General features: G+C 39.2%; 20 protein-coding genes and 1 tRNA gene. 19 read left to right on the forward strand and 2 right to left on the reverse strand.

Features of this window, described 5'->3' with window-relative positions; all coding sequences use genetic code 11:
• Nucleotides 1-470 precede the first annotated feature (470 nt).
• From H6G75_RS25025 to H6G75_RS25070, 10 genes are read left to right on the forward strand one after another with little or no spacing between them, the layout of a single operon-like run.
• Entirely contained in the window at nt 471-869 is a 399-nt protein-coding gene (locus H6G75_RS25025; protein WP_190982631.1) for a hypothetical protein, read from the forward strand.
• Nucleotides 823-1,443 carry a hypothetical protein gene (locus tag H6G75_RS25030; RefSeq protein WP_242051634.1) on the forward strand — a complete coding sequence of 207 codons (621 nt, stop codon included), beginning with the start codon at nt 823-825 and terminating at the stop codon, nt 1,441-1,443. The genes H6G75_RS25025 and H6G75_RS25030 overlap by 47 nt, the downstream gene beginning before the upstream one ends.
• An 8-nt stretch (nt 1,444-1,451) precedes the next feature.
• Nucleotides 1,452-1,706, forward strand: a complete 255-nt coding sequence (locus tag H6G75_RS25035; protein WP_190582573.1) for a hypothetical protein — start codon at nt 1,452-1,454, stop codon at nt 1,704-1,706.
• Nucleotides 1,703-1,921 (forward strand): hypothetical protein, encoded by a 219-nt coding sequence (locus H6G75_RS25040; protein WP_011316696.1) that lies wholly within the window; start codon nt 1,703-1,705, stop codon nt 1,919-1,921. The genes H6G75_RS25035 and H6G75_RS25040 overlap by 4 nt, the downstream gene beginning before the upstream one ends.
• Before the next feature lie 10 nt (nt 1,922-1,931).
• Nucleotides 1,932-2,774: a phage terminase large subunit family protein gene (locus H6G75_RS25045; RefSeq protein WP_190982632.1), complete on the forward strand. Its 843-nt coding sequence runs from the start codon at nt 1,932-1,934 to the stop codon at nt 2,772-2,774.
• A gap of 4 nt (nt 2,775-2,778) precedes the next feature.
• A complete protein-coding gene (locus tag H6G75_RS25050; RefSeq protein ID WP_190982633.1) occupies nt 2,779-3,345 on the forward strand; it encodes a hypothetical protein in 567 nt (188 codons plus the stop codon).
• A gap of 22 nt (nt 3,346-3,367) precedes the next feature.
• Nucleotides 3,368-3,856, forward strand: coding sequence for a hypothetical protein (locus H6G75_RS25055; RefSeq protein WP_086834080.1), 489 nt, complete (start codon nt 3,368-3,370; stop codon nt 3,854-3,856).
• Complete coding sequence (locus tag H6G75_RS25060) at nt 3,856-4,197, forward strand: hypothetical protein (RefSeq protein WP_190982634.1); 342 nt, start codon at nt 3,856-3,858, stop codon at nt 4,195-4,197. The genes H6G75_RS25055 and H6G75_RS25060 overlap by 1 nt, the downstream gene beginning before the upstream one ends.
• A 4-nt stretch (nt 4,198-4,201) precedes the next feature.
• On the forward strand, nt 4,202-4,852 hold the full coding sequence (locus H6G75_RS25065) for a M23 family metallopeptidase (RefSeq protein WP_190982635.1): 651 nt from the start codon (nt 4,202-4,204) through the stop codon (nt 4,850-4,852).
• A 26-nt stretch (nt 4,853-4,878) separates the two neighbouring features.
• Nucleotides 4,879-5,703: a lysozyme gene (locus H6G75_RS25070; protein WP_190982636.1), complete on the forward strand. Its 825-nt coding sequence runs from the start codon at nt 4,879-4,881 to the stop codon at nt 5,701-5,703.
• On the opposite strand, the gene H6G75_RS25075 is transcribed toward H6G75_RS25070, so the two are convergent.
• The gene (locus H6G75_RS25075) at nt 5,696-6,823 is read right to left on the reverse strand and encodes a hypothetical protein (protein WP_190982637.1); all 1,128 of its coding nucleotides are present in this window, start codon (nt 6,821-6,823) and stop codon (nt 5,696-5,698) included. The two genes, H6G75_RS25070 and H6G75_RS25075, sit on opposite strands and share 8 nt — an antisense overlap.
• A 55-nt stretch (nt 6,824-6,878) precedes the next feature.
• Here H6G75_RS25075 and H6G75_RS25080 point away from each other — a divergent pair, with 55 nt between their 5' ends.
• The 6 genes from H6G75_RS25080 (at nt 6,879) to H6G75_RS25105 (ending at nt 12,334) form a co-directional block, all read left to right on the forward strand.
• Nucleotides 6,879-9,056 carry a DNA translocase FtsK gene (locus H6G75_RS25080; protein WP_190982638.1) on the forward strand — a complete coding sequence of 726 codons (2,178 nt, stop codon included), beginning with the start codon at nt 6,879-6,881 and terminating at the stop codon, nt 9,054-9,056.
• A complete protein-coding gene (locus tag H6G75_RS25085; protein ID WP_190982639.1) occupies nt 9,046-9,510 on the forward strand; it encodes a hypothetical protein in 465 nt (154 codons plus the stop codon). The genes H6G75_RS25080 and H6G75_RS25085 overlap by 11 nt, the downstream gene beginning before the upstream one ends.
• Before the next feature lie 21 nt (nt 9,511-9,531).
• Nucleotides 9,532-10,011, forward strand: a complete 480-nt coding sequence (locus tag H6G75_RS25090) for an ATP-binding protein (protein ID WP_190982640.1) — start codon at nt 9,532-9,534, stop codon at nt 10,009-10,011.
• 27 nt (nt 10,012-10,038) lie between these two features.
• Nucleotides 10,039-10,106, forward strand: a tRNA-OTHER gene (locus tag H6G75_RS25095).
• Between the two features lie 173 nt (nt 10,107-10,279).
• On the forward strand, nt 10,280-11,548 hold the full coding sequence (locus H6G75_RS25100) for a hypothetical protein (RefSeq protein ID WP_242051635.1): 1,269 nt from the start codon (nt 10,280-10,282) through the stop codon (nt 11,546-11,548).
• A 279-nt stretch (nt 11,549-11,827) separates the two neighbouring features.
• The gene (locus H6G75_RS25105; protein WP_190982642.1) at nt 11,828-12,334 is read left to right on the forward strand and encodes a hypothetical protein; all 507 of its coding nucleotides are present in this window, start codon (nt 11,828-11,830) and stop codon (nt 12,332-12,334) included.
• Between the two features lie 91 nt (nt 12,335-12,425).
• Here H6G75_RS25105 and H6G75_RS25110 read toward each other — a convergent pair whose 3' ends face one another.
• Nucleotides 12,426-12,878, reverse strand: a complete 453-nt coding sequence (locus tag H6G75_RS25110; protein ID WP_045873776.1) for a helix-turn-helix domain-containing protein — start codon at nt 12,876-12,878, stop codon at nt 12,426-12,428.
• Nucleotides 12,879-13,394: 516 nt separating this feature from the next.
• Here H6G75_RS25110 and H6G75_RS25115 point away from each other — a divergent pair.
• The 3 genes from H6G75_RS25115 to H6G75_RS25125 all read left to right on the forward strand — a co-directional run bounded on the left by H6G75_RS25115 (nt 13,395) and on the right by H6G75_RS25125 (nt 17,747).
• Nucleotides 13,395-14,579 (forward strand): hypothetical protein, encoded by a 1,185-nt coding sequence (locus tag H6G75_RS25115; RefSeq protein WP_190982643.1) that lies wholly within the window; start codon nt 13,395-13,397, stop codon nt 14,577-14,579.
• Nucleotides 14,580-15,136: 557 nt separating this feature from the next.
• Nucleotides 15,137-17,344, forward strand: coding sequence for a hypothetical protein (locus tag H6G75_RS25120; protein WP_190982644.1), 2,208 nt, complete (start codon nt 15,137-15,139; stop codon nt 17,342-17,344).
• 121 nt (nt 17,345-17,465) lie between these two features.
• Nucleotides 17,466-17,747, forward strand: coding sequence for a hypothetical protein (locus H6G75_RS25125; protein ID WP_190982645.1), 282 nt, complete (start codon nt 17,466-17,468; stop codon nt 17,745-17,747).
• Nucleotides 17,748-17,896 lie beyond the last annotated feature (149 nt).

A 17,896-nucleotide genomic window follows, 5' to 3' on the forward strand; every position in this document is an offset into this window, starting at 1 on the left:
CAGACTATGGTAAAGCGTGGCATTTTGCTATCAAACCCATTGTTTTAGCAACTTGCAATCAAATAACTTCAAGATTTGACAAACATCCTGTATTTGGAGTTATTAAAATTTTGGCATTACAAGATTAAACCTGAAACTTTACAGATAGAAAAGTAACAGTTGATTTTGATGTAAATCATTTCACTTTTGGCTATGAATTTCTGTTAGAGTGCTTTTTTCTCAAAAAAGTTGTTTTTTCATTTTTTTACTCATATATACAAACGTGCTTGCATTATCAACAGGCAGTATGTAACTTGGCTAGTGTGCAGTTTATTTGGAGATAGGTTGAAATATAGATGTATTTGAGTTGAGCTATACCTGTACTAAACTGGCATATTTGGTAAATTATTTTTTAATCTACAAGCAATTTAGTAATGTGCTAGTTTAATTCGCTTCTCATTGATGTTGTCTTTTACTTGGAATTGAGTTTGATGATATGTGAAAACGTTATCTACACCCAAAAAACACTTGCCGAAAGATACGGGATTTCAATCTCTGCTTTACAAAAGTGGTATCCCTATGCCGGTATAGTAAAACCGCGAAAGCGGGGAGGATATTTTGATGCGGCAACAGTTGAGATTGCTGATGTTTTCTATGTTGCTACCAAAATTCGGCGGTTGACGTATAAGGAATATTTACAGCAAGTAATTCCTGCTGGTGGCTTAGATGCTTATTTACAAAAAGTTAATGACTTAACCCTTTATAACTTTTTGACCAAGCATATATCTGATGAAGAAAAAAACAACCCAATTGTGCAATCAGTAATTAGGAGAATTGAGCGAAATGAAGCATATCAACAAAGTGGCAGAGACTTTGCAGGTGTCGCCTGATGTGGTACGTACCTGCTGTCGGTTATTAGATTTAGCTTTGCAGCCAAATGATACGCTTGATGAAACAATCGAACAGCAATTAGTTCAACTTAAAGAGATAGCTTCTCGTGAAGGTATGTCCCTAGAAGAAGCTGCCCAGCACTTGATTACAATGCGCGATCGCAAATCAGAAGTAGGCGAACATAAGTTCGATAAGCGCGAGTATATTAAACAGCGATTTGGCGTAGATCCAGAACAAGCTTCCCCCGATAGTTTTGTAGGAATACTGTACCGGGATGCAGACAGAGGAATTCAGTTAGGAGAATTACGCCATAAAGTGGTGCTTGAATCTTCCACACTTGCTCTAGAAGAATTTGTTTTTCATGGCAGTAGTTCGCTTGCTGAAGGTAATACTTCCGTTCCACCTGGTTACGACCAGGCGCAAGAGCGAATCAATTCGCGCATTGATAACGATTTTTTCGGCAAAGTGAACTGGGGGGAAGAGACTCATCCTCTGTTGGTCGGTACATCGACACCGCAGCCGAGACAGTTGAAGTCCTCGCAGCCGAAAACCGGGCAATCTCCGAAGAAATAGTAGCTCAGATGTTACCTATCTGCTATCGAATACGAGATGAGAGTTTACTTAATTTGAGAAAAACATCTACCCAAGCAGTTGGTATAAATTTACTTTCGGTAGTAGCTGGTACTGTGGTTGGGACATGGGTAGCGATTCCCCCAACGCAGGATAAACAGGAGATTTACAGCATCCAGCCAATTTTGGTGGGTGTAGGCATAGGTGAATTAGTTGGTTTGATTCTGGCACTAGTAGTTATTTGGTTTACCAGGGAGCAGGTATGAGTGCAGCATTTGACTTTTTGGTTAACACAGCAGGTGGTTTGTTAATGAACCTGGGTGTTTCTGGGATGGTGGGACAGCTATTAGGAGTGGGGGCCACGCTTGCCTTGCACCCTCTGTTGCTACTAACCGGAATAGTTGTGGGTGGTGCGGGAATTGCAATCGCACGCGAGTTAAACAAGCGCCCTCAGTTGCAGTTGGTTGTTGATAATACGTGAGGGGTAAAGTATGTTTACTCCTACACCTGTGCGAAATAAACAACCAAGTCGCAGAAGACAAAAGGTAAATGTCACCCTGTGGACGGTTTGTTCGACTGTTAGTGCGCTGTCTGTTATTGGGGCGGTTGCATTAATGGTTGGATGGAAGCAACAAATTCCAAGTAATCAGATATCGGAGGTACAGCAAGTAAAGGCGCAAGTTGCCCAAATTCGAGAAGTGTACTTAGAAAAGCTTTCCCGTACTGACTACAATATAGACCATCTGTCCAGTTACTCCTCATTAGAAGGTGCGCCTACTCTTACAGGCTGGCGACAGTTAGCTGCGGCATTGTGGGGACAGCAATTGCGGGGTGAAATATCCAGAATGCAAGCTAATGAGAAATCTGGGTTTTACCGCCTTCATTATATGCCAGCACTGGAAATAGTTAAGTTCAACTCGCTGGATGTTTTACTAGAAGCGGCTTCTGGAAATAATAGTTTTTATTGGGGATACCGCAAAACCGATGGTACGAAAGTTGAGGAGAAGATACCAACCGGGGCTGCTGCTGTTTTGATCTTGGGTAAATTAGAGGCGATTGATTACGCCCAGAATTTGGAATCTCAACCATCAGTCGATCTCAATCAAATGCTAATTCAGATTAGGAATGCTCAAGAACCATACTCGCTTGCACAGGCGCAGTTATTACGGGCGCGGGGGTATTTAGATCCAGTAGAGCAGATGGCACAGGTGGCAGACATCCGCGAGAAAATACGCCAGAAAGAGGAGCAAAGGCGAATATATCTCCAACAAATGAAAAAGCCATTACCTAATCCAATTCCTAATAGAAAGCCTGTTAATAAATCAGGGGAGTGATGTCATGTATGTTAAGTTTGCTGCTGCGATAATTTGCATAGCTTTGTGTTCGCTCAATGTTGTAGCGGCAGTCAAACGTACCCCTATTCGTACTACCCTGGAAGGTTCAACTCGCACAACGGTTGAAATGATGCCATCTCCCAATTCAGAAGTGCATTGGATGAGTGCAGTTATATTTTTGGCAGGGTTTGCTTGTTTCTTGAATTGGGGCATTTCTGACTATAACAATGCAGTTGAAGAAACAGATGAAGTATCTGATCGCTTGGGAAATTCTGGCAATCAACAACTTCATGTTGGTGTTTCTAATACTGATATTCAGCCTTCTTTAATCCCCCCAGTTTCGCCTCCTGGGATGAAATTCAATAACGAGTTTTCTGCTAAAAATGTCGTTCAATTTTCTCCTCGTTCTGCTGTTTCTGGATTAGGGCGAGTAGATAGTAGTGAGTTTGTTGAAGATGGAGTGCAAAATCAACCTGGAATGTTATCTCCAGAAGAGTTTTACGCTCAACTTCAAGATGAAGATTTTTGGGAAGATACTAACTCCCAAATAAATAATAAACCCGCCAGCTAGTTAGTTAATTTGAGGTCATATTATGAGTAGAAATCAACGCCGTAATTTTGATGTTGATTATTCTGAAGGTGGAGCAATTGTGCCTGCCAATCGGTTGCAAAATATGTTGCAGCAGGTACAGCAAGGAGGAATGGTAAATCAGCAACCTAGCGTTTCTCCTATGACCACTTATGATACTCAACCTGTAGAAGTTAGGTATATCAATGCACCTACTGCCTATAAGCCCAGGGTTCCTCAGATAGAAATTCCCTACATTGAGACTTGGAAAGCACATAGGTTACATCCACAAAATCCCTGGAGATTTGGCTGGTATCCAGTATATTTTTTATCAGATGTAATTAAATCTCCTGTGGGTGTCGCTGCTGTAGGAGTGTGGTTATTAATAATGCTGTTGAATTTTCTCCTTAATGGCAGTTACACCGGGCCAGGATATGCAGCTGGGAAGAAGATTGAAGTTGTACCCAAGGAAGTTCCATCTTTTGCCCTGCCTGTGGTTAAGCAATTGGATTAATGTGGGTAAAGGCAATTTTTTGGTTCGTACTGCTGGTATGGATTGCAGATATCTTGCAACCGGGGTATTTGCAGTTTTATAACTGGCGTAATGCTGTGGCGTTGGCACAAAAGCTTCAATTTTTATCGCCGACTGCTGTTTCTACTGCTGCACCTAGTGTGAATATATCTTCTAATCCTGTCTCTACGCGCTATTCCCCTAAAGTTAAGGAATCTGCAACATCCGGAGATGGCCTAAATTCTCCTGATTGCCGTGTAGCTCAGAATGATTTTGAGGAAGTATTGAGTACTGCAAAGATTGGTTGTTGGCAGGTTTCTCCTGCTAATGCAAAAAGGCGTTGAGACAATGCGAATAATCTTTGAAACTGACGGTAAAAAGGAGGTTAGTAATTCGACTGTAACTAGTTTGGATGAGACAGCCGATACTAATTCGAGTGAAAGTTGGAGATATGCGATCGCAACCTCAGTTGTCATTGCAGCTATGGTCATTCCCCAGGTTTCTGGATGGATTGAATCTCAATTGCTGGTTAAATCTCTCCAGAATCTAATACTACCTAGAACTGTTGTTAGTAATAAGGTTTTAAATAACGGTCGAATTGCCTTTCCTACTGCGGCTGGTACTCCTGTAACTAGTGAATTTGGTTGGCGGACACACCCCATTACAGGCGATCGCAAGTTTCACAGGGGAATTGATTTTGGCGCAGCCAAGGGTACGCCAATTTATGCAGTTGATGCTGGCCGAGTAGTTTTTGCGGGTGACAAGGATGGTTACGGCAAAGCAGTTGTTATTCAGCATCAGGGAAGTTTATCTACTCTCTACGGTCATGCCAGTCAGCTGTATGTACAGCAGGGACAACTTGTTGTCCGTGGGCAGATGATTGCAGCAGTAGGTAGTACGGGGTTTTCGACGGGGCCACATTTACATTTTGAGGTTCAGATTAATGGTGTACCGCAGAACCCCCGCCCTTATTTACACGAATATTTAGCAAACCGTTGAAAGTTATTTGGTTATTGGCAAGAGCAATGCAAATTGTACCGATTTTTATATCAGGTGTAGTTGGTGCAGCCTGCTCTGTTGCATTTTCCTATGGAGTAGCTTCATTGCCATGTGGATTGGTATCCAAGGGTGCAGATACTGTTTGTCAAGTGCGTAGTTTCGGTAAGGCAGTTGATAGTTGGAAATTTGGGTTTATTGTTGGTGGTTTAGCAGGATTGATTTTCAGTCCTCGTCGTCAATTTATATCCCGGTTTCAACCCATTCATTTGTCAACTGCTTCTTTAATTACTTTAGGCATTTATTTCTCAATTTCTCAAGGTAATAGTGTTTCTTCATTGTCGTCAAATAGTTTAAGAAGCAGAGTTAATACAAGTGATTACTCACCACATCTTTATTCACCACGGTTGAGTGCTTTTTTAGCAACAATTCGTTGGGCAGAAACAGGAACCAGTGAGTCAGAAAGTTATCGCAAGTTAGTATTTAACGGAACTTTTAATGATTTTTCTACACACCCGTTAAAGAAACAGTGCGCTCCTATTAATGGTAAAAATGTTTGTTCAACTGCGGCTGGTGCTTATCAAATGTTGGATATAAGTTGGTATGACCTTCAGCCAAAGTTAAACTTAAAAGATTTTAGTCCAGCTTCTCAGGACAAGATGGCAATTGAATATATTCGTCGTAATAATGCTTTAAGTGACATTGAAGCAGGAAGGTTTGATACTGCTGTATGCAAAGTAGGTAGAATTTGGGCTTCGTTTCCTTGCAATAATTACGCACAGCCACAAAAATCACTTGCAGAACTTAGAAGTGTTTATCAGAAAAATTTAGAAAAATATAGGAGCATTAACTAAAATATGGTACTGGTTTATCCCATTTACGTTTTAATTTCGGTACTTCTACTTGATAAAGCATTTTCCATAGTTTGATACCTCGACTTCCAGCTACATGATATCTATATGCTTTTGAATCAGTTTTCTTAGTATTGGCACATTTATAGTGTGTATTTGGAACCCAAATATCAAACCAGTATTTTACCCAATCTAGTATTTCTTTTGTTCCTGTGAGATCAATTTCTATGCTATTAATTTCTCCTTTAATTTTAAACAAATTTACTCCACCATCCCCATCTATTAATCCGATAATGAATGCTTTGATTAATTGCTCATCTTCTAGTGGTGGTGGACATAGTGTTAGTGATTTTCTAGGTGTAATATTGAATATGCTGATTAAATCTTCACATATATCTTTGCTGTTAAATCTGAGTTTACAAGCTGTCCCGCAAATATATTTCTTACCAGATGGAAATTTTTTTAATTTTGCCGAATTAGACATTTTACATATCTTATTGCTACATTCTAGGTCTACACGAAGCGTTTCCAAATGTCTTACATCTACTTCATTTAGAGCAATTTCTATAATATACCCATGATTTGAATATTTTATGCATCCATCAGCTGCTAAAAATCCAGCCCAATAGCAATTTTTTAAATTAGGAGTGTTAAAATATTTGTGATTAACTGTATATGATGCAAGCTTTCTGAGCTTCATTTTTTGAGCTTTTGCTCTTACTGCGGGTTCATCTTTTTCAAGTTTTTGACCTATTTCTTCATAGGTTTGAGTTAAGTAGTTATCCTTGAGGTATCTTTCTTCTTCTCTTGTCCATCTATGGCGTTGTTTTAAGTTAAGTCTTTGTGCTTTGGCATGAATTGCAGGAAGAGTTCTATGAGGCATGAAACGAGATTGTATCAGCTTTGGTGATAGCTCAGAGTAAAGCTGGTGTAATATTTTTTCTTCCTCAAGAGTCCATTGTGGTTCAAGTGTTAATCCTAGTAAGCTCAGTTTTCCTTTTACTGATTTTCTACTTCTATATGGAAAATATTCCTGATGTATTTCATCAATATTTGAGCATTTTGTAACTGCTTCGGCAAGAAGTTGTTCTTCTTCTACACTCCATCTATTCCAATTTTTCATAGTCATTTTTTTTAGTCATTAACTCAATTTTATCATTCTAATAATTGAAAAAACAATGTTGGAACTGTATACTGATAACAACAATACTGAATTTCAAAAACAACAGCTTTGGACTGCAATTGTGCAGGCAAAACAAGATGGTTTAGACAATGAAGAGATTATAGAGAATGTACGGGAAGCTTTACCGGACGCAATGGTTTCTTATGCTGAAACTGTTTTAAAGCAGATTGACTTTAGAGCAAAATTATCACGTCCAGTTGTTGAATTTAACTTAGAATTTTTATTTAAGGTAATATACGAATCAGTAATTGCAGGTACAAACGATGATGAAATATTATCAATATGTGCAGAACACTGTACTTTAAATCAGTACGAGTTTGTACGTTATGCACTTGAATATATCCATCTCAATCGAATGCCATCACAATGGGAGCAAAATAACGTATATCAAAAAATGATTGAGATAGTTAGCATCTCGTCAATAGAATCTTTATTTGAATATATAGAATCAATCAAAAATATTTATCTCAAGCAGATTGGTTATAAAGTAGTTCAGGAGAATCTTTATAATTTATTTTTGAGCAATAAAGAAACTGGTTATTTTACTGATTTAGCAAATAAATCGAGAGATAACTTTATTAAAAACTATTGCTGTCGAACGGCAGTGCTTGTTGCGCGTGCCACAGGTAAACCATTAGATTTAAAAGTGACAGGTAATGGCTCAATTCTTTTAAAAGAACCTAAATATTTAAATAGTGAAATTGCTAATAATGAGATTATTAACTCAAATCTTTTAACTATGGGGCAAGCCGGAAAACTATTAGTTAATACTTTAGAAGATTTTAATATTAATGCTAAGTATGTTGATGCCAAAAATGGCCCTACTTTTAACCGTATTAGGGTAAAACTGGGACGGGGTGTTAGTTACAAGAAAGTAGAAGACATAGGTAATGACTTAGTACAGCAGCTTGGTGAAGAATTAGGCTTAAAAGTTGCGCCAATGGTGAGTGTAGTGCCTGGGGGAGTTGTATTTGACATACCTCGGTTAGACAGACAATTTGCTTATTTTCGTGATTACTTTACTTTTGACGGCGAACCTGACATTTATTCGGTGTCTATCCCCGGTGGTGTTGATGTTGATGGCACTTATGTCGAAATCCCCCTTTATAGCGATAACGTGACTCATATCCTGGGTGGTGGGCGGACGCGGGGTGGAAAATCGCAGTTTGAGAAAGCCGCAATCTTATACTTAGTGCGACGATATCCCCCTTCTGTTGTGCGATTGGCACTTTCAGATGTTAAGCGCGTGACCTTTGGTAAATTTGATGGGCTTCCCCATCTTGTAGCCCCAGTTGCGCGTGATGCAGAGTCTACCGCTAACTTACTTGATTACTTGGTCGAAGAAATGGAATTGCGCTACCAGGAATTTGAGCGCCACAGCAGTATTGAAACGATCGCACAGTACAATTCACGGTTTGCACCTGATTGTGTCATGCCACGAGTGATTTGTCTAATTGACGAGTGTTTTGACTTACTTTCTGATGATAATTATTGCGATCGCATTGAGACTGCGCTGATGAAGTTGCTTGCAAAAGCGGGTGGTGCGGGGATTCATGTATTGTTATATACCCAGCGACCTGACAAAAACGTGATAGACCCATTGATTCGCTCAAATTTTCCAGCGAAGACAGCCTTTGTTACAACCCGTCCTGAAGACAGTTGTATTATCCTGGGTGACGATAAAGACAAGCGTGCAGTTTATTTGCTGGGATACGGTGATTTTTTGTACAAGACGACTGAAGTTTTACGACTCCAAGCTTTATATGTTGCTGACGATGAAGACCCTGAATACTTTCAGCAATTACTCTTAGAAGCAAAAAACCAGAACGATCCTTATACAGCATGGAAATCTGGGTTAGATTTTAATGAATTTGTCGCTAGTCTGTATGGCGAGAGTAGTAGTAATGATAATGGTAAATTTAAAGCCACTACTGCTACTAAAACTAAGCAATCTAAGACTGATTTTGAGGGCAGTTTTAGTTTTAAGGTGCAGCTTGACGAAGAAGCAAGAAACTCAATTATGAATTTGCATCAAAAGGGCTATAAACTTGATGAAATTGTCAAAGCAGTATTCAATTTATCCCGTCAAGATGGTAGGTCATACAAGAAATTTAGAAACGTTGTTGAGGAATTTTTAAATAGCTTGAAAGGGAGTGAGGAAGATGATATTTGAACTAACAATGCCTTTACCCCCTTGTATGAACGAAATTATTAACCAGGCACGGTCGAGTTGGCAAGCGAGTGCTGAACTTAAGAAGTACTGGACAAACTTAATTGGTGAATTTGTTAGAGAATGCGAATTTTATTTAGATAGTACAGTGTGGATTGAGTTTCATTGGTATCTCAAAAATTTTGCACGAGATAGTGATAATGTAGCTGCTGCCGCTAAATTTATTATGGATGGGCTAGTTACAGGACGAGCAATTCGTAACGATAACCTGACAGTTATCCAATCACCTGTTGTTCATTACTATCATCGCAGTAGTGGTGATGATGGTGTGCTGTTAAGACTTTCACAATCACCTGATTTTTTATTAGATAATTTTATTCTATCTAACCAATTTTCTAGAAAAAGTTTAGAAAGACACAATCAAAAAATCACACATTTAATCTCAAACAAATTGTAGTTTATCTAAAGGATAATAGTAATGTTACGTTATAAAGAATATACTTGGTTGATTGGTAAACTAAATGTAGGCAAGAATGTTAATTTATGGGGTAAACAGGATATTGGTAAGACTTTTACTGTTAAAAACTGTTTACTTAAAGATATTACTTTAAAGTCTGTCTATCTCAATCTTGAATATCCTTTTAGTGTGGCTCATCTCTTTGATGTTATTCCTATGAGTTTTGATTTGTACTACCAGCAGGATTGGCAAAATATAATAACCGAATTATCTGAAGGATTCAATAGACTACTTGTGATTGATAATTTTGATAGATTGCACTTTGTTAGCGATAGTTTTAGCAATGATTTATTGAGATTACAACAGTTAGCTAAACTAGAAAATTTTTCTTTACTATTAATATCTCGGATGCCGCTAAGATATTTTCACTTTCCGAGTTTTGTTAACTGTTTTGAAGAATTGGAATTAAACGAAACTAATACTTGGACTTTTGGAAAGTAGATATGTTATTTCTATATATTGTGATTTGGTGATATTTCAGTTCGGGTAGATTGTTGTTTTAAGCAACAAAGCAAGTTCGATTCTTGCTATCACCATTGGGAATGAAACTACTACTGAGACTGAAAATTAACGAGTACATATCTATTAAATAGTTGTGGAATTGTTAATAGAGTAAGGGGTAGGTTAGTGGTGTAGTTCTCAGCAAATCCCAATTTGTGCCGGGGCGAGAGTAATTAAAAATCTTGTGACCTGCATTTTGGAGGGATAAATGATGTTGAAGAAGTTTGTGTTTAGTTGCTTGAGAAACCTTAATGCTGCTTTTGGAATGGTGTCTTTAACTGCTATTGCTTTAGGCACTGTAGCAACTTTTTCTGGTTTGGGCTTATTGTACTTAGCTAAGGGCGGATTCCCGATAGTTCAGGAAGAACGCTCTGAACAAATTGCCTATATTGGCACTGGTGCTATTGTATTGGGCTTTACCGGAATTATTTTTGCTTCCTTGGGCGGTGCTTTCTTCAGCATTGTTGAAGAATCGGAGGAAACTAATTCGAGTAGAGAAACTGCAAAAATAGCTGACATAAAACCGCTTGTATTAACAAAAGCTGAAAACTCTGAAAAATCTGATTGTCTGCCTTCAATTTACACTTACACGGTGATGAATTTTGAGGGACATCCTGATTCAAAGTGCTTGGTTATTTGTAGGTTTGAGGAAGAACCATATCGGAAAATCGTACTTTACGAAGAACTACGTTCTCACCAAATTGACGACTTGGCAGTAATCTATGATGAAACAGATCCAGACAGATTAATTGGACAAACATTCTCCTCATATAAACCTTTACCTTATGAAGCTTTAGAGGAGCATTTAGATATACACCGACGCTATATTAATGCAGTTAATAGCGAAGAATTTAGTTCTTGCTATTTACAAGTATGTGCTGGGTGTAAATTACTGCATGGTGCCAATAATATTGTTTGTGGGATTCATCCACATGGATGGTTTGAGAATGGTTGCTGTCCAGATAAACAATGGGATGAACGTAAGGCATTGTTCCCATTTGAAGATGATGCTGTTGTCGAAAATTTAAATAGAGAAATATCGTCCAATCAAGCGAATATTTGCAAATTTTACGGCAATCTTATCTTGTGGGATGAATATGCTAACCGTAGGTTTTCTTTTTCCTATTCCGGTATCTTGCTTAAACATTCTGACAGACTGCTTGAGCTTGGTATGGAAGCAAAACTTCTTTCTTACATCCAGTATTTCCGTACTCGAAATGTAGTGGTCTTTGACTACGTAGCATCAGGACGAGTTTTAGAGTTTGCAAAGGAACTCAATGGCATAGCTCAAATCGAAGTTGATGGTGATGAAATATCTATCTTTTTTGATATATATGCGCCCTGTCATCGCTTTCGCCGTGATGGTGTAGCACTGCATCCTTACTCAACTTTCGTTCCTCAAGAACTCAGATATAACTACAACTTGGTTAGCTACGTTAACTACCTTAAGAGTAAAAAATTTGGAGTGCTGGGATGAATAAGGAAGTTTCTCAAAGCTGCGAGTACAAGCCGGAAAAATCGCATTTCGCATTTTTGCAATTTCTGTATCTTGAACTTGTAATTTCTCCAATTTAACAACTGCAAATTTTGGAAAACTTACTTCATCTAATTGCTTAAAAAGGCAATTTACCCTCCTTCCTCCTGCTATCAGTTGGGATACGTATAAAAGCTTTCACTCAGTACGGGGGTTTCCCCCGCTACTGGGTGGTAAGTCGCTATAACGCCGCCCATCAGTAATTCATGGAGGAACCACATTATGTCTGCTTTTGCAATATCGCCTTTTGTGCAATCTGTTAACGATGTTTTGTTTCCAATCGAGTTGTTTTTGATGGTCTTCCCAATCTTCTGTGTGATATTTGTCCCTGCTCAATCAGTATCACTTCAAGTTAGTAATAGCGTTGGGGTGATTCCTGAAGAGTTGCCAGTTTTGGAAACTCATGGTGATTTGACTGGTGTTAATGCTGTTTCTGTTCGGGAAGAATTTTCTAAACCAGAATCTTCCATTATTGAAACTGCGCCGCCAGTTGTTGAAACTGGGATTGTAGATGAAGCCAGACAGCTTGTGCTGGTAGACGTTAAGGAAGAAAGGAAGAAGCTTTTGGATTTAGGTGCGCGGAAGCTGCGACAGTTCTGCAAAGAACGCCGAATTCAAGGCTATTCTACCGTCTATAACCGTAAAAAACTTGATGGACTCGTTGACTTTCTGATCGCGCAACAAGTGACCTCTGCTCAAGTGGTCGAGTGTGTGGAAATGCTTGCTTAGAATTAAAATTTGGTGAAAAGCCTCGGTAAAAACTGGGATTGCAAAACTATTCCCTTGGGATAGGATAATACTTGCTTGATGACTCTTTCTATTAAGGTTGAGCTTCTAAAATGCGTCCTATACTTCTTGGCGATAGTGTTGGTAAACCTCTCCTAGCGGCTTCTTCTGCTACCTGCATATGGTAGTGGTGCTTTGAGCGACTAGGTTTTCGGTTCTTGCTCCATTCGCTGATTTCGACAATTTTGCTTGCCTCTGTACTTTTGCACTTCTTAGGTCTGCCTACGTTGACACCTAATACTTCATTAGCTTTTGCGATCGCCGACTCCTGGGTTTCTGACAAGATGGTACTTGATGTCCATCTTTTCTTCCACTTTGCTATTGAGTTTTCGGTTACACCAATCTCTTGGGCTAAAGCTACATATTTTTTGCCTTCGTTTAGCCCTAGCAGAATTTTCGCTCTTTTGCTAACTTCATCGCTGCTCGTTGCCGCTATGTGTTCTAGTGCTTGTTTTTCAAGAGAATTTAATATCTGAAGATGAGGCATCTAAAAATTTACCCCTCTTTACTGTACAATTTTGCCAAATGGAATGAAGCCTGATATACTCTTTTTGTAGCGTTCATTTTTTCTAAAAACCCACCCAAAGCCCTGTTTGCACCAGGGCTTTGAGGAGAAAACAAGCCCACCTGTTAGTAAAACAAGGCGGAACATTGTTTTGTCAATTTAATTAACTAGAGACATCATATCATGAGTTTAGCCAGTTTTACAAATCTTTCTTTCGGTAGATGTATTTTTCCCAAAAATAACACCAAAAAATATCTCTTCAATGAAATTGGTTTTAAATGGGTTAATAATAATAGTTTTCTACTGCAAAAATTCTCTTCGGGAGATTGTTTGATAATTAATTGTTCATTATTTACAAAAATTAATTATTTTTTAATAATATCACTTTCACTGTAGAAAGTGCCATCAGTCCTGCTGCTTGAGTTTTCCTGCTTTCTGCTCAGGCTTTTCAAAATTGAACTTATCTTTTTTAGGCAATTTGTGACCCGGAGTATCAATATGTCTGAGGTGCATAGTCCGGCAATTGTATATATTTCTCCTGCGGAGTTAGTTGTTCATCCGAAGCTGATAGAAATATACGGTGAAAATGAGGTTCGTCCCGCTTTAGAAAAAAGTATCTCGGAAAAAGGGATTCTGGAATCTTTAAAGGTATCTGCACGCACTGGTGTAAATGTAGTCTTAGCAGGTAAGTGTCGTTTGCAGATAGCCCGCCAGTTGGGAATTTCTGCTGTTAAAGTAGAATTTGTCGAGTCTAGTTCGCCTGAAGAAGATTTGAAATTAGTGCTTGATTTTAATCTCCACCGCGAAGGCGGAAAGACTCATTACCAAAAATTTCACGAAGGGCAGTACTGGGAGAGTGTACTTCGTCCCCAAGCGAAAGAAAGACAGAGGGAAAGCGCTCGTCGTTTGAATGAAACGAAGTATTCAAATTTGAACACTTCGATAGATGAGAATCAATTTCAATTAAAGAAAGGTAAACCTGTGATTCGAGAGGTTTCAGAGAATCTAAGGATAAGTGTTGGCAGTTATCACAAGGGTAAGAAAGTATTTGAATATATTTCTCAATTAAGGGAACTGCAAAAATTTAAGGCAGTTGTTGCACTGGAGGCAGAATTTAACCGAAGTATTGATGCAGCGTACAAGTTCGTTTGCAATCAAGATATCTGTGACCAGGTGATAGACCTGATTGAAGCAGACGAGATAGGTAGTATAAGTGATGGTATCGCTTGGATGCGGAATGGCGATCGCAATCCGTTTCGGCGTTTCCAAGTTGGTCAAGTATATCAATTTAAGGAAAGACTGCGGACAGAGTTGGAAATTGTGGGGCGTGTTATTGGTATAACTAATGAATTTGTTGTGTTTGGATTGAGGAATTTAGTAAATATGAACCTAGAAATTGTGAATCTACGTCCGCGACAGATTGATGCGGATTTGCAAGATGAACCATCTGCGGAACAGAGAGCAAGAATTCTTCACTTAATGGAAAAGTTTAGAGATGTTTTTCCAGTTCAGGTATCTTTAGCTGAATTGTTAAAACTACCAAATTTAACTGATAAAGAGGAGGTTTTATTGCGGATGTATGAATCTGACGTATTTGAAAAAACTTGGGAGGACTATAAGAGCCAAATGAAAGCAATGGAAGTGTCTACAAATAGAAAAAAGGATAATATTCGTGCTGCATAGGTAGCTGTGAGCAGTTAATCTAGCAGAGAATTTATCCCACAATTTAACGTTACCTAATAGATTAGCATCTCAATACTGATTGCAGTACGAGTTCATATTTTGGGTGCTGAACTCGTATGGATATATTTGACTGTTTTTTGTCTTTAAATTCGTTGGTGGAGTGTAATTTCATCTTCACCCATTGTACTAACCTCTGTCAGTTTTTGGTGACACTTTTAGGTGTTACTAGCTTTGCATTCTTATTCCAAAACTATTTTCTAGATTTAGTCACAACTTCGCTAGAACTGACGTACTTAAAAATCTCTCAAAAAAAAGTTGGGTAGCCGCATTGTTGTTGGTGAAGCGTGTTGGACTAAATCTTAGCCTAAGCCTACGTATGTCTAAGCCTAAACAAGTATAACCTCTGTTTGCTTTCAACCATGAGACGATTACCAGTCGCCTCCAACAAGCGGATAACCAACCGCTTCTTAATAAAACAAAAATTTCAAATTTAGGCTAACACATTTTGATCAACAGCGAGGCTACCTGATGCACTAAAACCATCAGGACAGTCACTCATGTTCCAAGAAGATTTCGGGGCAGATGTTGATAACAGGCCCCAATTAAGTCTTTCACAGCCTGCAAAAAAGAAAATCAAACCCCACCTACCCGCAGAATCTTTGGGTAAACGCTACGTAGAGCGTTTTTGGCATCCATTTGGGGCGATAGTTGCCCCTTCTTTAGTAGAAGGTGCAAAACCAGCATGGCGTACTATCGACCATTACCTGCAACCTTCCCAACTGTGGAAGCTGCACCAAGATAAGTCAAAATTAGTAGGTCTGCGTTTTGACAACACAACCCGTTACGCCACAATCGATTTAGACTGTTTTGGCGACTACCATAACATTGAATCTATAAATCGCATCAAAGCCGCACTAGAGGACATTGGCATAGTCGATATCGTCATTCTCCAGTCCAGCTTTAGTGGTGGTTATCATTTGATCTTAAACTTTGCATCTCCCCTGCCAACCTTTGCTATAGCCTGCGCCTTAGAAATTACCTTGAGAAATGCAGGCTTTATCCTGCGTCAAGGACACCTAGAAATCTTCCCCAACACTAAACCATATAGCGCCAAACAAATAACCAACTACAAAGCCATCCGTTGTCCCATGCAACCGGGTAGTGGGTCATTTTTACTTGATGATGACTTACAACCAATTAGCGATTCCGTTTCTATCTTCCTCGACTATTGCGATCGCGCGGCCAGTCGGCAAGATTTAACCAAATTAAAACGGGTAGCGAACAAAGCCAAAAAAGAAATTTCACAGGAGAGATATCGTAAGCAAGAGTCTGCTGATGCTGCACAGTGGCGTGCCAACTGGGAAGAAACAATTGCGATCGGTTGGACGGGACAAGGACAAACAAACACCCTCCTACAAATCTTTGCAGGCTACGGAATTGTCTTTCTAGACTTAAGAGGCAATAAATTAGTCGAATTTTGCCTCTCCACCGCAATCAACGCCCCTGGCTATAAGCAATATTGCCGACACCAACATGAAATCGAAGCTAGAGTACGGCATTGGGTAGAATGCACAATTCGTAACAAATGGTACAGTGCATACGTTAGTTATCCCGAACGACTGTTGGGTACATTCGCTAATACGTTTGGAGAAGCCATAGCAGGTGTTAGTAGGATCGATGAACCCAAAGATAACGTAATTTTATTTGACCGCCGCCACCAGCAGAACTGGGAACGTAGCCAACAAGCCCAAAGACGCATCCAGATAGTAGTAACAGCAATAGAGTGGGATAGTGGGTTACCAGTTGGGGCTACTGAACGGGCAAAAGCTATACGTGCTGAGTATAAACGCCGCTTTAACAAAACTGTCTCTCAAGAGACACTACAAAAGCACTTACATTTGTGGCATCCCACACGCTACATTTTAGACCCTTGGGCAGAAAATAGCTTCAACCCTTATGAATCAAGCGAGAACGGGCAATTTTACGAATCTCAAAGCTCATTTGTAAAACACGATACTCAAAATCCTTGTGGAATAAGTAATTACGTTCATTCTTTCTATATGAAGGTCTTTTGTAAGTTTTTATCTCCTGCTGCTACAGCCCTCCAAGGGCTGGCGTCAGCAGAGGTAGTTGAACAACCCGATGTTTCTCAGTCAGACTCAGCTCTAATCCAGTCTGCGGAAGCGGAAAATGTTGAATTCATAAATTCTTCTAATACTGCTGAAATTAATTTAAATAAAACCAGTAATCAATTAGAGAATTCAGTTCATACAAATATTTTACAATCAAATGAATTCAGTTCTCATCAGGATTTTATATACCTGTGTAGCTCCGGCACGTCGTCAAAAGTTGATAATCAAAACTTATCTAACACGGAGGATAACGGGCTGGGTGTAGTTTCGATACCTGCTGCGGTTCCACTAGAACAACCACTCCAAAACCCTAACAACGGCTTGCACGGTGCATCTGTTGGTGACGAGACTGCTGATGCTTCCTACCGCATTGAGGAACTCAAGCGAGTGACAAAACTACGGCTAATGGCTTTAACCCAAGCTAAGGCTAAGGTGCGTCAATACTGCGTAATCACGGGACATATTCTCAGCACTCAAGAACGCGATCGCTTAGAGCAACGTGCCAAAATGCAATTATACCTCGATTCGGGTAACGAAACTTTAATTGCAGAAGCTAACGAGTGGGCGGCTGCCAATCCTGGATGTTTACCATTTTCCTTGGAGTTGGAGAGCGAAAAATTTTGGGAAAGATGAGGGACATCAGGCGGTAAGATGTTCGTTATTTTGGATTTTAACTGCACAAAAAGAGGTGATTCAGCTTTACAGAAGTTATTAATTTGTGAGTATAATTTGGTACAAAAATATAGAAAGAGATATGAAAGATATCTTAATGGAAAAACTGTTTAATCAAGCAGTTGAACCAATCTTCCAAGCCAACAATTTAACTAAATATTCAGCACTCAAACAAAGAGAGGATGAATTTAAATCGTTGTTTCATATTGAATTAGCAGAATACGTGGACTCGAAAAGAGGATTTAATTTTTCTCTATTTATCCGCGACTTTTTAAGTGAAGATTGCTTGCCGTACAGGGACGCTATTGAACAAAAATATGGAGAACGAGCAGCGGATTTGATTGGAGAATTAATTTGTATTTGAAAGCAAACAAAATTAGCTGGTAGGCGTGGATCTAGCGAAGCTGTCACTAGGGGCAAGATAAGCTGAAAATACTGATATGAAAGGCTTTCAGACTATAAGTGTCTCGGATAGAATAACAAAGCGTATTTTTAGACACATTCACCCCGTCT

It is taken from the genome of Nostoc sp. FACHB-280, from assembly GCF_014697615.1.
Taxonomy (GTDB): domain Bacteria; phylum Cyanobacteriota; class Cyanobacteriia; order Cyanobacteriales; family Nostocaceae; genus Nostoc_B.

Bases quoted from the DNA above. Each gene is read 5' to 3' on its own strand.
- H6G75_RS25025 (WP_190982631.1), top strand. From the start codon at position 471: ATGATATGTGAAAACGTTATCTACACCCAAAAAACACTTGCCGAAAGA.
- H6G75_RS25030 (WP_242051634.1), top strand. From the start codon at position 823: ATGAAGCATATCAACAAAGTGGCAGAGACTTTGCAGGTGTCGCCTGAT.
- H6G75_RS25035 (WP_190582573.1), top strand. From the start codon at position 1,452: ATGTTACCTATCTGCTATCGAATACGAGATGAGAGTTTACTTAATTTG.
- H6G75_RS25040 (WP_011316696.1), top strand. From the start codon at position 1,703: ATGAGTGCAGCATTTGACTTTTTGGTTAACACAGCAGGTGGTTTGTTA.
- H6G75_RS25045 (WP_190982632.1), top strand. From the start codon at position 1,932: ATGTTTACTCCTACACCTGTGCGAAATAAACAACCAAGTCGCAGAAGA.
- H6G75_RS25050 (WP_190982633.1), top strand. From the start codon at position 2,779: ATGTATGTTAAGTTTGCTGCTGCGATAATTTGCATAGCTTTGTGTTCG.
- H6G75_RS25055 (WP_086834080.1), top strand. From the start codon at position 3,368: ATGAGTAGAAATCAACGCCGTAATTTTGATGTTGATTATTCTGAAGGT.
- H6G75_RS25060 (WP_190982634.1), top strand. From the start codon at position 3,856: ATGTGGGTAAAGGCAATTTTTTGGTTCGTACTGCTGGTATGGATTGCA.
- H6G75_RS25065 (WP_190982635.1), top strand. From the start codon at position 4,202: ATGCGAATAATCTTTGAAACTGACGGTAAAAAGGAGGTTAGTAATTCG.
- H6G75_RS25070 (WP_190982636.1), top strand. From the start codon at position 4,879: ATGCAAATTGTACCGATTTTTATATCAGGTGTAGTTGGTGCAGCCTGC.
- H6G75_RS25075 (WP_190982637.1), bottom strand. From the start codon at position 6,823: ATGAAAAATTGGAATAGATGGAGTGTAGAAGAAGAACAACTTCTTGCC.
- H6G75_RS25080 (WP_190982638.1), top strand. From the start codon at position 6,879: ATGTTGGAACTGTATACTGATAACAACAATACTGAATTTCAAAAACAA.
- H6G75_RS25085 (WP_190982639.1), top strand. From the start codon at position 9,046: ATGATATTTGAACTAACAATGCCTTTACCCCCTTGTATGAACGAAATT.
- H6G75_RS25090 (WP_190982640.1), top strand. From the start codon at position 9,532: ATGTTACGTTATAAAGAATATACTTGGTTGATTGGTAAACTAAATGTA.
- H6G75_RS25100 (WP_242051635.1), top strand. From the start codon at position 10,280: ATGATGTTGAAGAAGTTTGTGTTTAGTTGCTTGAGAAACCTTAATGCT.
- H6G75_RS25105 (WP_190982642.1), top strand. From the start codon at position 11,828: ATGTCTGCTTTTGCAATATCGCCTTTTGTGCAATCTGTTAACGATGTT.
- H6G75_RS25110 (WP_045873776.1), bottom strand. From the start codon at position 12,878: ATGCCTCATCTTCAGATATTAAATTCTCTTGAAAAACAAGCACTAGAA.
- H6G75_RS25115 (WP_190982643.1), top strand. From the start codon at position 13,395: ATGTCTGAGGTGCATAGTCCGGCAATTGTATATATTTCTCCTGCGGAG.
- H6G75_RS25120 (WP_190982644.1), top strand. From the start codon at position 15,137: ATGTTCCAAGAAGATTTCGGGGCAGATGTTGATAACAGGCCCCAATTA.
- H6G75_RS25125 (WP_190982645.1), top strand. From the start codon at position 17,466: ATGAAAGATATCTTAATGGAAAAACTGTTTAATCAAGCAGTTGAACCA.